This is a genomic window from Halovivax limisalsi (assembly GCF_023093535.1).
In the GTDB taxonomy this organism is placed as follows: domain Archaea; phylum Halobacteriota; class Halobacteria; order Halobacteriales; family Natrialbaceae; genus Halovivax; species Halovivax limisalsi.
On sequence record NZ_CP095757.1, the window covers coordinates 753694 to 768797 of the forward strand.

17 protein-coding genes and 1 pseudogene are annotated in these 15104 nt (G+C 60.3%); 5 read left to right on the forward strand and 13 right to left on the reverse strand.

Annotation, left to right across the window (positions count from 1 at the left end; all coding sequences use genetic code 11):
* Positions 1 to 185: 185 nt before the first annotated feature.
* Genes MXA07_RS03280 through MXA07_RS03290 form a run of 3 tightly spaced genes read right to left on the reverse strand, consistent with a single transcriptional unit; the run spans position 186 to position 3679 of the window.
* Positions 186 to 1976, reverse strand: coding sequence for a hypothetical protein (locus MXA07_RS03280; protein ID WP_247730622.1), 1791 nt, complete (start codon positions 1974 to 1976; stop codon positions 186 to 188).
* A gap of 40 nt (positions 1977 to 2016) precedes the next feature.
* Complete coding sequence (cuyB, locus tag MXA07_RS03285; protein WP_247730623.1) at positions 2017 to 2718, reverse strand: cysteate racemase; 702 nt, start codon at positions 2716 to 2718, stop codon at positions 2017 to 2019.
* On the reverse strand, positions 2711 to 3679 hold the full coding sequence (locus MXA07_RS03290; protein WP_247730624.1) for a PLP-dependent cysteine synthase family protein: 969 nt from the start codon (positions 3677 to 3679) through the stop codon (positions 2711 to 2713). The genes cuyB and MXA07_RS03290 overlap by 8 nt, the downstream gene beginning before the upstream one ends.
* Before the next feature lie 984 nt (positions 3680 to 4663).
* Here MXA07_RS03290 and MXA07_RS03295 point away from each other — a divergent pair.
* Positions 4664 to 5023, forward strand: coding sequence for a hypothetical protein (locus tag MXA07_RS03295; protein ID WP_247730625.1), 360 nt, complete (start codon positions 4664 to 4666; stop codon positions 5021 to 5023).
* Complete coding sequence (locus MXA07_RS03300) at positions 5020 to 5589, forward strand: hypothetical protein (protein WP_247730626.1); 570 nt, start codon at positions 5020 to 5022, stop codon at positions 5587 to 5589. Before MXA07_RS03295 ends, MXA07_RS03300 begins: the two co-directional genes overlap by 4 nt.
* Positions 5590 to 6251: 662 nt before the next feature.
* Here the strand turns inward: MXA07_RS03300 and hepT are convergent.
* Positions 6252 to 6716: a type VII toxin-antitoxin system HepT family RNase toxin gene (gene hepT, locus MXA07_RS03305; RefSeq protein ID WP_247730627.1), complete on the reverse strand. Its 465-nt coding sequence runs from the start codon at positions 6714 to 6716 to the stop codon at positions 6252 to 6254.
* Positions 6713 to 7141, reverse strand: a complete 429-nt coding sequence (gene mntA, locus MXA07_RS03310) for a type VII toxin-antitoxin system MntA family adenylyltransferase antitoxin (RefSeq protein WP_247730628.1) — start codon at positions 7139 to 7141, stop codon at positions 6713 to 6715. Before mntA ends, hepT begins: the two co-directional genes overlap by 4 nt.
* 701 nt (positions 7142 to 7842) lie before the next feature.
* Here mntA and MXA07_RS03315 point away from each other — a divergent pair.
* From MXA07_RS03315 to MXA07_RS03325, 3 genes and pseudogenes are all read left to right on the forward strand, one after another.
* Positions 7843 to 8133 carry a UPF0175 family protein gene (locus tag MXA07_RS03315; protein WP_247730629.1) on the forward strand — a complete coding sequence of 97 codons (291 nt, stop codon included), beginning with the start codon at positions 7843 to 7845 and terminating at the stop codon, positions 8131 to 8133.
* Positions 8134 to 8646, forward strand: coding sequence for a PIN domain-containing protein (locus MXA07_RS03320; protein WP_247730630.1), 513 nt, complete (start codon positions 8134 to 8136; stop codon positions 8644 to 8646).
* A gap of 454 nt (positions 8647 to 9100) precedes the next feature.
* Positions 9101 to 9486: pseudogene (locus tag MXA07_RS03325) on the forward strand (type II toxin-antitoxin system VapC family toxin).
* Positions 9487 to 9533: 47 nt separating this feature from the next.
* Here the strand turns inward: MXA07_RS03325 and MXA07_RS03330 are convergent.
* The 8 genes from MXA07_RS03330 to MXA07_RS03365 all read right to left on the reverse strand — a co-directional run bounded on the left by MXA07_RS03330 (position 9534) and on the right by MXA07_RS03365 (position 15039).
* Positions 9534 to 9704: a hypothetical protein gene (locus tag MXA07_RS03330; protein WP_247730631.1), complete on the reverse strand. Its 171-nt coding sequence runs from the start codon at positions 9702 to 9704 to the stop codon at positions 9534 to 9536.
* Between the two features lie 170 nt (positions 9705 to 9874).
* Complete coding sequence (locus MXA07_RS03335) at positions 9875 to 10216, reverse strand: PemK-like protein (RefSeq protein ID WP_247730632.1); 342 nt, start codon at positions 10214 to 10216, stop codon at positions 9875 to 9877.
* Positions 10213 to 10572: a MarR family transcriptional regulator gene (locus MXA07_RS03340; protein ID WP_247730633.1), complete on the reverse strand. Its 360-nt coding sequence runs from the start codon at positions 10570 to 10572 to the stop codon at positions 10213 to 10215. Before MXA07_RS03340 ends, MXA07_RS03335 begins: the two co-directional genes overlap by 4 nt.
* A gap of 166 nt (positions 10573 to 10738) precedes the next feature.
* A complete protein-coding gene (locus MXA07_RS03345; RefSeq protein ID WP_247730634.1) occupies positions 10739 to 10927 on the reverse strand; it encodes a hypothetical protein in 189 nt (62 codons plus the stop codon).
* The gene (locus MXA07_RS03350; protein WP_247730635.1) at positions 10924 to 11379 is read right to left on the reverse strand and encodes a hypothetical protein; all 456 of its coding nucleotides are present in this window, start codon (positions 11377 to 11379) and stop codon (positions 10924 to 10926) included. The genes MXA07_RS03345 and MXA07_RS03350 overlap by 4 nt, the downstream gene beginning before the upstream one ends.
* A 508-nt stretch (positions 11380 to 11887) precedes the next feature.
* The gene (locus MXA07_RS03355) at positions 11888 to 12385 is read right to left on the reverse strand and encodes a metal-dependent hydrolase (protein ID WP_247730636.1); all 498 of its coding nucleotides are present in this window, start codon (positions 12383 to 12385) and stop codon (positions 11888 to 11890) included.
* A complete protein-coding gene (locus MXA07_RS03360) occupies positions 12385 to 12915 on the reverse strand; it encodes an OB-like fold-containing membrane protein (protein WP_247730637.1) in 531 nt (176 codons plus the stop codon). Before MXA07_RS03360 ends, MXA07_RS03355 begins: the two co-directional genes overlap by 1 nt.
* 318 nt (positions 12916 to 13233) lie before the next feature.
* On the reverse strand, positions 13234 to 15039 hold the full coding sequence (locus MXA07_RS03365; protein ID WP_247730638.1) for an ABC transporter ATP-binding protein: 1806 nt from the start codon (positions 15037 to 15039) through the stop codon (positions 13234 to 13236).
* Positions 15040 to 15104 lie beyond the last annotated feature (65 nt).

The following is a 15104-nucleotide window of genomic DNA, read 5'->3' on the forward strand; positions in this document are numbered from 1 at the left end:
CCCATGGCGACCGAGTCACTCACAGGTACCGAGCGTCTCCCGCGTTCGTCGTCCTTCGGACGCAACCTTGTCGATGCGTGACTCGGAACGCAAGCAGGACTGCACCGCCGCAGGTGGTCGCCGTGAATTCGGCCGAACCGGGTTCTCCAATCCGAAAATCGAGCTACGTGCGTCCCCTTCTCGATTCACGACCGATCGATAGTATCGTATCCGATCATGTCGACTGCTCGCGACTCCAGGGAGAGACGGGCCGGATACCGGATATCCCGGGGTTTGTGTTCGATGTCGAACAGGTCTCCGAGTACCTCATTGGCGTGTATCTGTCTGATATCCTGCCGAAGTATCTCACTATCGGGGTCCGACAGTGGTTGACTCGTCACCGACGTATAGAGCGGTTCGATCGCGTCGACAGCGGCATCCGGGAGTACCTCCGCAATCCGCTGCGCGATCGTTTGTGTGCGATCGATCTCTCCTTCGTCCGTAATTTTTGCGTTCCGTCTCCCGGTGAACATGTCGACGTTCAAAATGTCCTCGAACAGCTGTTCGAGGACCGCTACCCGAATTCGTTCTCCGCGTCGATACGCTTCCGGGAAGGAAAGAACCGACTGACTAATCCGATACGTCGCCAGCGGTGCGAGATGGTACGTGAACTCGTTCACCGTGTTGACGTACTTCGACTGTGATTTTCCGTTCAGCAGTTGTATCGCCTCGACGAATTCGTCTAACGACAACGCGCTTTCTGCATCGACCGAGTCCCAGTACTCAGCGAGGAACGACCCCGCGTCCTCCGTAAGTGCATCCAGGTACGCTTCCGACGCGGTGAATTCGCCGCGCAACTGATCTATTGCGGAAAATACCTCCGTGACGATTTCGCGAATCGTTATGGGAGTCCGATTTTCCATTTCCCAATAATAGGCGTTGGAGACGGTCCCGAATCCGTATCCGCTCATCGTGAGTTGGATGTCGGACGGCAGATCACTCGAGAGGGAGTCGAAGACCGAGGGTGTCGCCCCGTACATGCGATACCGGAATCCGTACTTGCGGAATTGCTCTTCGAGCGTTTTGCTCGAAAGCGGGTAGTCACCGGTCCAATCCATTCGAGAAAATCGGAGGTCGTACCTGTCAGCGTACGCTTTCGCCACTTCGAGGTCAGCGGTTTCGGTGTTTGTGAGGTTCGAGTTCCCCACGCCGTACAGAATCGTTGGTTCGTGTCCATGGGTCAGCACGCTGGCGAGGACCATTCGGGAGTCGAGACCTCCCGTGGCCTGTATTCCTATCGCGCCGGCCCCGTTCACCACGTGTTTACACTGCTGGGAGAGCAGTGCCGCGTGGGTTTCGACCACTTCATCGAAGGACCGGTCGTCGTAATTCCAGTCGGTCTCCGGTATCCGAGCGGGTTCGGTCGAAAGCGTTCCCGCACCCAGATCGATAACGAGTTTCTCGGTACCGAGCAGCCGGTTTACGCCCGTATAGAGCGTCTCCCTCGAAACCTCTGCAAACTCGATAGCTTTTTGAATCAGTCGGAACTGGTCGACGGTTCGCTCGTCCAGACACTGTGCGGTAATCGCGAGCGAATTTGAAACGAACCACTTCGAGTCTTCGGCGTAATAGGTTTCGGATACGCCGTTGGGATCGGTGAAGACGGTGATCGTCTCCCCGTGCTTGACGAGGACCGTATAATGTCCGAAGCATGCTTCTCGAACGGTTTTGAGTGAGCCGTCGGTGAATAACGTATAGACGTCGCGTAACGCTGCACCGCCGAGCTTGTCCCCACAGAACAGCGTTCCGATAACCGCGACGAAATCCCCGTTCTCGAACGCACGGAAATTCTCGGTGTCGATTGCCCGCTTTTCGTACGTCGAGATGTAATGATCGCGTTCGCGTACCGTCGCATACGGTGTTAACCCCGCCGTTTCCTGTAACCCGTTCGCTCGATCGAACGCATCGGGGTCGTCCGTCAGATGAAACCTGGCCATAGTTCGGTATGTCCCAATCTGGATTCGCCGTTTTATCCGTTTACGCTTCCTGACTCTCCCTTCCGTCTCGGCCGAACCTCGATACGCATTCGATCGCCAAAATCCGCGACGAATCGTACGTGGTCGTGGAATCGGGCACGTCGAGGACGGATAGATCCGTACACGCGATGATGAGTGAATCGACTGACTGGCGTTCGAAGTCGGCGATTATCGATTCGAACGTCGTTTGTGCGCTGTCGTGTTCTCCCTCTTTGATCGCATATATCACGTCCATCACGGCCTCCCTCGCTTCTGGCGCGATCAGTTCGACCGTCGAATCCGCGAAATAGTCCCGATAGATTCCGGCTTCGAGCACGGTCGTCGTTCCCAGGATTCCCACACTGCTCACCCCGGCCGATTCCACCGTCTCCCGAACTGCCTGAACCATATTTAGTATCTCGACGTCCACTGAAGCCGTCAGCGCGTCGTAATAATGGTGGGCGGTGTTACACGGGATCGCAATCGCGTCGACCCCCTGGGCTTCGAGGTTCCGTGCTATCGTCCGTAGTTTTGGCAACGGGCTCTCCGCCCCGTCCAAGATTGCGGCGTTCCTGTCCGGAATCGTCGGATCGTTGTACACGATCGTCGGAATGTGCTCCTGGTCGGTTTCGGCTGGCGTCTCGTCGATCAGCGTTTCAACGAAATTGACCGTTGCCCGTGGTCCCATTCCACCGAGCACGCCGAGTACCTCGGGTTCACTCATCGGAGCGGTTATCGGATCCGAACAACGTTTGGAAGTATTGTTCCCCGCCGTCGCAGACGACCGCGACGACCGTCGAATCGGGTTCTTCGGCCACGATGTCGTGGCTAACGGAGAGGGCGGCGCCAGCACTCGGACCGATCAGCAGGCCGTGATCGACGGCAGCCGATCGTGCCTGCTCGAAGGCCCGGTCATCGGAGACGTTCCGAACTTCGTCGATGTACTCGAACCACATCGTCGGGAGTTCCCGTCCTTTTCCGAGTCCTTCGACCTCCGTATCGTACTCACCGTATTCCGAACCGTCGAACGCGGCGGAGATGTTCGAATTCTCTGCGTCGACGCCGACGATGTTGACGTCGGCGTCTCGTTCTTGCGCTCGCTCTTTGATGAACCGTGCCGCTCCGCTGAGCGTTCCGCCCGTTCCCATGGCGCAGACGAGGTGGGTCATGGTTTCGCCGGCCTGTTGCCAGATCTCCGGGCCGGTCCACCGGTAGTGCACTTCGGGATTCGCCTGGTTTTCGTACTGATTCACGAAGAACGCGTCGTGCTCGTCCACGAGATCCTTGGCCACGCTGTGATAGTGCTCGGAGTGTTCTTCGTCCACAGACGGACACAAGTGAACAGTTGCGCCGAACGCCTTCATATAGCCGATCTTCTGCTGGCTGGTCGTTTCGGGACACGTCACGTGACACTCGAGTCCCAATCGGTTGGCGACGAACGCGACCGCCCCGGCGGTGTTACCGGAACTCGCTTCGACGACCGTATCGAAATCGTATTCTGAACTGGCCTCGACCAGAATCCCCATTGCCACTCGGTCTTTCATCGATCGAGTCGGGTTCTCCGTTTCGAGTTTGCACAATACATTTTGATTCGTTGGACTTCGAACGAGTGGGGTATCGCCGACCAGGTCCAACAGGGGATCGTCGGCTTCGTATGGACGTGTGTCTCGCCTTGGAACGCTCATCGGTGTTCCATCCCATGCATTTCGTCGGTATCGGTTTTACGCCTGTCGTCCATCTTCTCCTACACCTCGGCGCAATCGGTACCGGTCGCGATATCGATTTGCTGCGCCGGGACCCGACTCTGTACGTCGCTCATCACTGTGTTTTCTCCTTCGGTGAGAGCGTATTAAGCATTCGGGCAACCGTGATCAGCGCTGTTCAGATACGGACGAGTGTGCTCTCTTCCTGCGACCGGTTCGAACGCCACTCGCCCGATAAGGCTCTGCTCACGGCCCAAAGCGGCCCCCTCACGGGCGGTCCCGGTTTCTGATATACGAAGGCAGTCTCGAACTACTCGCACCGCTCGCGGAACAGACCGTTCAGCGCTGCCCGCGACTCGCGCTGTCGTTCGAAAGATCGGCGGTCGTTCGTGACCGATCGAATCGGAGATCCCCAGTGCCGCCGGAGCTTTCGCCTGTTGACGAACGGTGCTCGCCCCGTTCGAGCCACCGCCCGTGTTGCTTCGTCCTGCGGTCCCGTTTTCGACGGTTCATCTTCCCGACGTTCGCTCCACGTCGTTGCCTCGTGACGGTCATTTCGACAGCCCTGGCAACCCACGTCCCGTCGTACCACGGTCCCGTATCGCCGTCGTCGCTTCGTGTGTCTCTCGACACCCGCGCGATTTCGATCCCGCACGGTGACCGTGTGGACGAACGGTATGGTTGCGCCAGGACTGTGTTGGCAACGCAACCACCCTGACCGTCGTGGCGCACGGCGACTCGATCGAATCGGCCAATTGGCTGGGCGTAACTATCTCAGATGCCACATGCCTCTGGACATCACCGCATCGCCAGCCCGTCGACGTGCGTGAGCCGACAGCCGCAGGGTCGCGCGGAGTGGGTGCGGGCCGGTGGACGTGACGTCGGTGATCGATCGGCTACGCGCACCCAAACAGCGTACATCGAGGCACAACCTCTAATAGCCTTTGTGCAGAACCTGCACATACTATGAGTGCCGCCGACGAACCCCGACGCGTCCACTTCCAGTCCCCGGAGTATCTCGTGGAGCGACTCGATGCGATCGCCGACCTCTACGACGCGGATCGTACCGATCTCCTCGTCGAGGCGATCCGCGAGTACCTCGAAACAACGGCGGAGAGCGAGAGGTTTCAGGAACTGGTCGCGACGAAGTACTACGACGACCAGCTGGAGTTCGAGACGGTCAAACGACTCGTCGGGGCCGAGACCGCCCAGCGGCTTCGGCTCCTCAAAGCGGATCTCGAGGACGAACCCCTCGATCTCTCCGCGCCCGATGCGGACGCCGACATCTACGCGTCCGAGCCGTCCGGTGCCGACGACGAGCGATGAGCCAGGGGCGCCTTCGAACGACCGTCGCCGATACGAGCGCGCTCGTCAGTCTCGCCGTCCCCCGCGTCGACGCCGACTACGATACCGAGTCAGCTCCGGACCCGCTCGGGTACCTCCTCACCTCCGGTACCGTAACGGTACCGCCGACTGTCGTCTCGGAACTGCGGACAATCGCGCAGTACGACGACATCCACGGCGACGCAGCCGGGACCGTCCTCTCCGCGCGCGACCACTACACGGTCGACGACCCGTACGAGCGCCCGGAACCGCCCGATTCGCGACCGACGTTCGGCCTCGACGACGGAGAGACGGACGGGATCGTGCTCGCGAACGCGCTCGACGTCGACGGCTTCCTCACCGACGAGTTTGGCGGCACGAACTTCGCGCTCGTCCACGCCGCACTCCAGGGGCCACGCATCGTCCCGACACCGCGCCTCCTCCGAGACTACGCTCGAAACGACCACGTGACGGACGAGGCGGCCCGCACCCTCATTACGGCGATTGGAACCCACCGGAGCTGGGACAACAGTCCCTACGTTTCTCAAATCCTCGCGAGACTCGAGTGACGAGAGACGCGACCCCAGTGGCTGTCACTCGGTCAGGGTCGACGGGTTGGGCCCGTCACCCCGACATCGTTACTCGCACGCCGGCGACCGAGGCGATTGTATACCACTATATCGATCGTAGGCGATTTCGCGGTCTCGATCGGAGTCGCTAGTCCATCGCCCGCACGTCGACGAGCGTGAGCCGACAGCCGCAGGGGCTGGCGCTGTGGGTGTGCGGACCCGTGGAGGTGACGGCGGCGATCGGGGTCTCGCAATAGGGACACAGCGGGAGGTCCCCTCGGCGGCATCCGTGGGGTCGGCAGACTCGGTGACGTCGGCGTCGGTCATTGCGAGGCCACCAGGTCCACGACGTCGTGATCGGAGAGCGGACAGCCGCAGGGATCGGCGTTGTGATGGTTCGGACCGTCGGTCCAGATCGTGATGATCGGTTCGCGGCAGGAGGGACACGGCGGGTACGTCGAGCGTTTGATCAGGCCGTTTCTGTAGGGTTCGGTCGGCGGGGCCGGGTCGAGGGTGATGGATGTCCGATCAGGCAGAGAGGTAGCCGATCGACTGTGTTGCCACATCTTCGATACGTGTATCGACGAGCCTCGTGAGACGGTATTCAATCGAATGGGCTGCTCGTTACAAACCGCCACCGCCTAGGGCGCTTACTCGCAGGATTAGTCTTCGATCGCATCGTCGAGATAGGACTCGACCGCCTCGGCGAACCCAACGAACCGATCGAGACCGGTTTGTAACGCATCGTAGACGATATCATCGTTGATTACCGGGCCGTACGTGTGCGCCAGGACGTCCCGAAACCCGACCGCGTCGCGTAACTGCTGTGCGAGGTCTTCTTCGATTATATCACGTTGTTCGAGCCCCGCGATCGTATCCTTTCTCCGACCGGGAACCGAAGTGCCTTCGGCTGCGAGGATCGTCTCGGCGACGTCGACGGTTGCGGCGATCAATTTCTCGAACTTCCGTTCGACGGCCTCGCGCTGTTCGAGCGCCTCGTCCGCACAGTACTCCGATCGCGAGAGTTTCTGGTACCGCTCGAGACCGGACACGTTCCGCTCGATGTCTTCTATCGCATCGGCGATTCGGGTGGCTCGCTCCGCCGACAGGCCATCGTCGTCACTCATCCGACCGTGCCATCCTGCAGTCGTTCGACTGCCGCTCGCACCCGCTCGCGAGCGTTCGTCACCGACGGCGCCTCGCCGGCGTAGCACTCCGCTAACTCGGCCTTTCGGGACTCGGTGCCACGAATCAGGCGTCCCTCGTCGAACGCAACGCTGGCGAACCGCGGTTCCATCGCATGGACGTCGACCACGTCGACGGGGATCGAGAGCGTCGCTTCGAGCGCCGTCTGCAGTCGCAGATACCGCTCACTGTAGCCGTCGTCCGTCGGCCGAACGGTATCGAACTCGATCGCGACGTCCAGATCGCTCTCCTCGTCCATCGTTCCTCGGGCACCCGATCCGAACACCATCGCGAATGACACGCCGTGCTCGCCGAGGACGCGTTCTAGCACCTCGATCGTCTCCCCGTCGAGGCCGGACCCGTGCATGGATGACAGTTTATCGCGACACCACAAAGATGTATCTCCCCCAGAAAGCCATCTGCGTTCGGCGGTTCCCTGCCCGCCGACGCTCAAACTGGAGCGACCGTATCGTCGATCGGTGCGAGCGCGTACGTCTGGACGGTCCCATGTCGTGACGATCATTTCGACGTCCCTGGCGCTCTTCCCCCGCGATGGCCGATTTGCGCCGTCGGTGGGCCCGTTTCTCGACGAACGAGCGATTTCAGTCGTCCGTATCCGGCGACCGTGGGCGGACGGATTCGATCGCTTCAGTGGGCCACCGTAACCCGCTGACCGACGTGGCACACAGCGATTCCAACGAACACGAATCGGGCAATTGGTCTGGGCGGACTGGTTGTCGGACTACGCCCCTCGCATCCCCTGCACGTAGACGAGTGTGAGCCGACACCTCCGTTGCCAGGCCCGCTTCTCGAGGAACCCGCCATCCGACTCGCCGTCATCGCAGTCGATCGGATCGAGAATCAGTCTCGGCTGGATCGATCACGGCCGGCAGTTCGCACCGAAGTGGCCTCTCGAGGACGGACGGGCGCGGACCGATTGGCCCGTCTCTCCTGGATGCCAGACACGATCGTGTCGTGGGTAGTTGCGCGTCGCTCCTGACCGCTATCGTCCGGGCGCCGGCGTACAGCACCGAAGCGTTTGTATACGATGCATATTTTGTATACACCATGGGAACGATCTCGGCGCGCGTGCCCGACGAGTTGGAGGACGAACTCGACGCGTATCTCCAGGACGAGAACCTCGACCGGAGTACGGCCGTTCGGAAGCTTCTCTCCGAGCGACTCGAGGAATGGCGTCGCGAACGAGCACTGGATCAACTCGCGGCCGGGACCATCACGTTTACCAGGGCGGCCGAGTTGGCAGAGATGTCCGTCTGGGACTTCGCGCAACTCGCCAACGAGCGTGACGTGACCTGGGTAGGGGGCGATCACGTCGACGAGGATCTCGAGGCGCTGTGAATGTGGGTCTTCGACGCGACCCCGCTGATCTACCTCGCGACGGTTGATCACTTGACGCTCCTCGAACACTACGAGGAGCCACGCGTCATCCCCGAGCGCGTCTACGAGGAGGTCGTCGAAACTGGCCTCGATGCGGGGTATCCGGATGCCCGCCGCATCGAGCGAGCCGTCGCTGCCGAACAGTTCACCGTCATCACGGTTGATACCACTCCCCTCCTGTCGCGGTTGCAGACGAACGAGCACCTCAGCGACGCTGATTGTGCCGTCCTCGCGTGTGCTGACGAGCGCGATGGAATCGCCGTGATAGACGAACAGTACGGCCGCGACGTCGCCGCTGCCGAGGGTATCACAACCCGCGGGACGGCCTATCTGGTCCTGAACCTCGTGAAAGACGGGACACTCAGCGTCGACGACGCTCGAACCGCGATCGATGCGATGATCGACGCGGGGTGGTATTGTGCGCCCGACGTCTACGCGACGATCACACGGAAACTCGACGGATTTTCGGAGTGAGTCGGTTCGGCGCTGTTCAGATAATACTGCGAGTAATCGGATCGCCGTAATCGCTTTAAAAGCCCCTGGTTCTCTCGACTCCCACGACTCGCTGTGGTCCTCGGTCACTCACTGCGTTCGTTCCCTGCGGTCCTTGCGTCGTCGGGGTTCGTCGAGAGAACCAGCCCCTTTTATTCCCGCCCGGGCCTCCTGTGCCGGCTACCTTCGCCTATCTGAACACCGCCCATTCACCAGGGCCCGGAACGGGAGCGACATCAGGTTCGTACCGAACTGTTTTATCGGTGGCACACCTGTCCTTCACCATGGGAGTGTTCGCCGACGAAGCGAGCGAATTTGCGCGCTCGAACGATACGACGGGTACTGAGCGCGAGCCCCTGGGAACTCGACTCCGTGGAATGGCAGCCGAACTCGACGTCGACTCCGTCGAAGAAGTTCGTTCGCTTCGGGAACGACGATAAGACTCTTTCTTGACACGAATTGCTTCATCGCGGCGGTGACCGACGAGCCTGAAACGGGGTCCGCTGCCACGGCACTGCTTGACGCCGATCACGAGTTCCTCACGTCGACGATGAACCTCATGGAACTTCGCTCGGTTCTGACAAAGAAACAGCGTCGCGAGCGCACGAGATCCAGGACGAAATCACGACTGACGTCCGCATCGTGATCCCCGACGCATCAGATATGATGACCGCCAACCAGCTTCAGACGGACACCCTCCTCTACCCGATCGACTGTCTCATTCTGGCGTGTGCGCGTACTCACGATGCAAAACTCGTTTCCTTCGACGCCGAATTACAGGTCGCCGGCGCCGTCGGTCCAGCCACCGTCGTTCGGGAGTGATCCGTCGAATCTGAGCCGAACAGATGGGTGGAACTTCTATCGTCGGACTACACTTCTCGCATCCCCTGCACGTCGACGAGCGTGAGCCGACAGCCGCAGGGGCTTGCGGAGTGGGTGTGCGGACCCGCGGAGGTAATGTCGGTGACCGGGGCGTCGCAATAGGGACACAGCGGGAGGGTCTGGTCGGTGGCGTCGGCGGGTTCGGTGGCGTCGGTCATCGCGAGGCCACCAGGTGCATGACGTCGTGATCGGAGAGCGGAGAGCCGCAGGGATCCGCGTTGTGGTGGGTTCGCGGCAGCTGGGGCACGGCGGGTACGTCGAGCGTTTGATCAGGCCGTTTCGGTACGGTTCGATGGGTGGTGCCGGGTCGAGGGTGAGGGACGTCAGATCAGGCGGAAAGATAGCCGATCGACTGCGTCGCCACGTCCTCGACGCGTGTATCGACGAGCGTCGTGAGATGGTATTCAACCGCGGAGGCGCTGGTGAGCGTCGCGAGGGCCCACGGAAGGGCGTGACTTCGGGTACCGAGCGATTCAGCCTCGTAATCTTCGTCCCGGAGCGTGAGCGACTCCTCGTGGTAGGTCTTCGAGGAGAGCAGTACGGTGATCAGTTGTACGCCGTGGGACGGGAACCGGGGCGTCCCCAGAACGAGCAGCGGGCGACCTTTGTCCGAGAGCGGATCGGTTCCCCAGACGATGTCCCCTCGCGCCAGGTCCTCGAAGGCAGTCACTGTACGGGCTCCATCTCGTCGGTCCGAAGCTCCTCGAGACGTTCCTCACCGTACTGCTCGTTTGCGGTCTCGTACTGCTGGTGAAGCCGGTAGGCGGATTCGAGTCGCTCTTCGTCGTCCGTGATCGCCCAGTACGGGCGCTTGTGGCGTACGAGACCGCGTTCTTTCAGCCGCGAGAGGATCGCACTGACGGCGTCCGGACTGAGTTCGAGCGCCTCGGCGATCGATGACGCCTTCCACGCGCGGTCATCGTTCTCATCGAGGAACAGGACGATCCGTTCGGTGTCGTTCCGTCTCTCGAACTCGCCGTCCTCGGCGTTCTCGAACTCGTCGATATCGATCGTGCCGCTCGACATACACGGGTGTTGGCTCCGTTGAACCATAGGTGTTTGGCATGTTTGTTTGTCGGTGATGGGCCACTGCTACAATCACTCGGACCACGAATTGTGTGGCGACGAACGGGAACTCTCACCGCCTCGGAGACGATCGGGTCCGGTCGTGGAGACGAGAACGCTTGTCGGACTATATCCTTCGTATCGCCCGGACGTCGACGAGCGTGAGCCGACAGCCGCAGGGGCTGGCGCTGTGGGTGTGCGGACCCGTGGAGGTGACGGCGGCGATCGGGGTCTCGCAGTAGGGACACAGCGGGAGGGTCCGGTCGGCGGCGTCAGCCGGGTCGGCAGACTCGGTGACGTCGGATGCGTCGGTCATCGCGATCCCACCAGGTGCACGACGTCGTGATCGGAGAGCGGACAGCCGCAGGGGTCGGCGTTGTGATGGTTGGGCCCGTAGGTCCAGATCGTGATGATCGGTTCGCGGCAACTGGGGCACGGCGGGTACGTCGAGCGTTTGATCAGGCCGTTTCTGTAGGGTTCGGTCGGCGGGGCCGGGTCGAGGGTGATGGAATCCGTTGGGTTGGTTGGGATGTGGGTGATGGGGTCGTAGTGGGGTTGGCCTGTCGGGGGCCACGGCCGGCAAAGAGACACGTCAGTCGGCGTAGACGACTGGTAGGCGGGCTGTGCGAACGGTTTATGCGTGTTCGGTTTGTAGCAGGTCATGGCTTCAGTAAACCCTTCGTCGGGGTTTGGAAGCCACGTCTCGGGTGTCTCCAGCACCCGGGGCATTTCTGCCCGTTCCGGCAAGCCGGAGAGCGTGGCTTCCATCCTTATCAAGGGCTGCGGATAATTTATAACTACTGAAAACTGGTGTGGATTATAGCGGCGGGTACGATGACCGGTCTGTGTACGATCGGTGCAAAGGGTGGCTGTTCGTATCTTCGATATTGACAAGAGAGGCTATGGCTGATAGGATGCGCTAACATTCGAACCAGAATACTAACAGGGCTGTTGATCGATCACAAGAACCGGACGAGTTTATCGTCCCAGTTCTCGCCCTCGCGATACCATTGGATGAATTCCCAGCCACCCTCGAATAGTTCGCTCCCTAATACTCGGGCCCAGGGGAACCCTTGTCAGCTGCCGACGTTGTGCGCTCTTGTTGCCGACATCGCACGGTCATCGGCTTTATTTGACGGGGCTGACCATCCGGCCCTCCAACCCACCAACGGTGAGCCGTCCGCCCTGACGATGGAGTGCAGACAGGAATGGAATCGACGAGGGGGTAACCAAAGTGGAGATTGAGCGAGTACTAGTTGACTTGGCATCGCAGTGGTTACTGGGAGCGTGACTCTCCCCGATAGCGAACGTACCAAGCGACCGTGGCCAGTAGCCCGGCCACGACGGTCGGCCAGCGATCGCTACTGCGGTAGAGCCCGCCGCTCGGTATTCGATACTCGGTCAGTGGCCAGAAGACGGCATAGCTGTAGCCCGTCGGGGTGAGCAACAGGAGATCGAGGGCGTGATGGGAGAGGGCACCGATCGTGAGGAGGGCGATGACCTGGCGGCGGTACTCCCGTGCGAGCACCAGCGAGCCCAGCAGGATGACAATTGCGGAGCCGCCGAGGGTGTGCAGCGGGGTCCAGGCAAACGGGATGCCGAGGAGTGACGCAACTGTATCGCTCGGAACGAGGAGTCTGATCTTGACGAAGTCGGGTGACAACGCACCGATCATCACGAGCGTTACCGACTCGGGCCCTACCCAATTGTAGTGTATCGAGAGGACAGTCCCGATGGTGTACCCGATCAGAACGTGGGCCAGGACGTCCGGCATTAGCGTTCACCCCATACCGCGAGTGGCCGGTCACGTGGGACGAACGCGAGGGTCTCGCGGTCGAAGCGAAACTGGGTGACGAACCGACCGAGTACCCAGAGGCCGCCGAAGAACGAAACCGCGTACATGTACCACGCTTCCCACGGTTCTCTCGTGAGCGTCCGCTCGGCTACAAGCGTTGACGGCCCAGTAAGGGTGCCGAAGGCCGAAACTTCATCACCCCGGTCGATGGAACCGCTGCCGGGCTGGAGGGCGTCAGTCGCCCCCCGGACGGAGATTGTGGTCGAGCCAGCGTCATGTTTGACTTCGATGACGATCGGGTCCGTCTCGACGACATCGCCCTTCAAAAATACCTGCTGGCCGATATAATCGGTCGGCTGTTGGCCGACTTGTTCCTCGCTTGGAAAGCTGTTCGCTGCCGAGCCGGGCGACAGCATACCGGACCCGACAAACAGTCCACCGAGAGCAATGAGGAGGATACTGATTGTGAGGAGGCGGCCATATTGTTCGAACGGTTCTCGTGATCGCATCAAATTAATTTTTGATTGGGGTGACTACATTTTCTGGACCGGCCAGCCAGTGGGTACGAGCTGTCCGAGGTTCAGCGATCACCTGTTCCGGGCTGAGGTGCCCAATTTCAAAATGAACGGACGAGCGGATCGCACCTGTCCTCGTTCTCCCGATACCACTCGATGAGCTTTCCGAAGCTCTCGCGGATGTCCACGGTCGGTTCGGTACCGAGTTGTCGGTTTCCTTCGAGACGTCTGCGTGGGTGTGTGCGGCATCCCCTCTCGCGGTGTCGTCGAATCCGAGTTCGAGTGACGGGTCGATCTTTCCGTTCTCATCAATTACCCGCTCGATTGAATCGCGTACAGGTCCGCATACTGTCCATTTTCTTTAATTAGTTCCGAATGCGTTCCGGTTTCGATAATTTTTCCATCCTCGACGGTATAGATCCGATCGGCGTTTTCGACGGTCGACAGGCGGTGGGCGATTGCGATGATTGCGTACTCGCGGTCCATCGCTTCGATCGCCGTCTGTACCTCCTTTTCTAGGTTCGAGTCCAGATCACTGGTCGCCTCGTCGAGAACCAGCAATTCGGCATCCTGTAATATCGCCCGTGCGAGTGCGACGCGTTGTTTCTGGCCGCCCGAAAGCCTGACTCCCTCGTCACCGAGTATCGTCTCGTATCCGTTCGGCAACTCGTCGAAGAACTCGTCGACTTTCGCGATCTCACAGGCTCGATCAAGCTCGGACCGCGTCGCCTCTCGGTTCCCGATCGTCAGGTTGTACTCCAGCGTGTCGTTGAAGATGAACGGGTTCTGCCGAACGACGGCGACACGATCACGCCACTGACCGACGTCGTAGTCCTCGATATCGATCCCGTTAGCCCGGATCGACCCATCGTCGATCGGGTACAACCGAGAGACAAGCGAGACGATCGTACTTTTCCCGGCGCCTGACTGCCCGACGAAGGCTACGAACTCGCCTTTATCCACGCCGAAATCGATCCCGTCGAGCACCTGCTCCTCTTCGTCGTACGAGAAGTGGACATCGTCGAATTCGAGGTGGTCGATGGTCTCCGGAACGTCTCGCGTTCCGTCGGTTGGTTCCTGTTTCCGGGCAAGTTCGTCGATGAACTCCTGAGTCCGAACGAGGTGCGGCAGGTCGTTCTCGACGTTGTACAGCAGTGTGTTGACCTGACTTACCCTCGGACCGAGCTGAAACATTGCGAAGAGGAAGACGCCGAGCGATCCAATCGACAGGTTGGCGAACGTCAGTGCGAGGTAGATGAGTACGAAGACGGAGACGGCAACACCGAGTTGATAGAATTGGTTGATCGCGGCCTGGTTTCGCCGCAGCGTAATTCGCGAGGAGGTGAACAGGTCGATCGCATCGACGAAGTCCTGGCGCAGCTCGTCCGCCAGGCCGAAGATGCGGACGTCGCGGATGCCCTGCGTTCCGGCCTGGGCCGCCTCTTGGCGCCGTTCGTTTGCCTCGGCGACACGGTCACCGATTTCGTAGCCCGGCTCGACGACCCGTCGGAGGAAGACGGTGAGGAATCCGAGGATCCCAGCCGCGAAGATCGTCAGGAGCGGTGCGATCATGAGCGCGATCGAAATATAAACGAGCGAAAGGAATAACGTCTCCAACAGTTTGACGACGCGTTGAATTACGCGACCCGCGTAGTTGGTCTGGGTAACAATCGCGTTGAGTATATCGTCGGAGCCCTCCTCGTCGTAGTAGGAAACCTTTGCGCTGAGGGCGTTGTCGAAAGCGCGAAGCTGGAGGTCCCGGATGTAGTATGTTCTAAGCGCTTCACGAAACCATGCGACGACGAAACTCGTTGTGTAACGGATCGTCATAACGATTGCAACGCCGACGACGACGGTCCCGAGGGTAAACCGAACGCCGAGTAGGTCGTAGGCTGCGACGAACATACCCATGAGACCGTCCGCTTGGGCCGTCGGATCGTCGATCTGGACGATCTCGATGATCGGCATGATGAAGCTCAGACCGACGCCTTCCAGTACGGCAGCGACGAGGCCCAAGAAGACGATTAGCACCGTGAATTTGGGATTGAATCGGGCGACGTCAAGTAACGCTTCGAGTTTGTCGCGTCGCGTTACCGATTCGGACTCGGATGCAGGCATATTGATTGGTTACTACACACGTTTCACCGGGGCGGCGGTATAACTTCGTCGGAACCACACTGCGT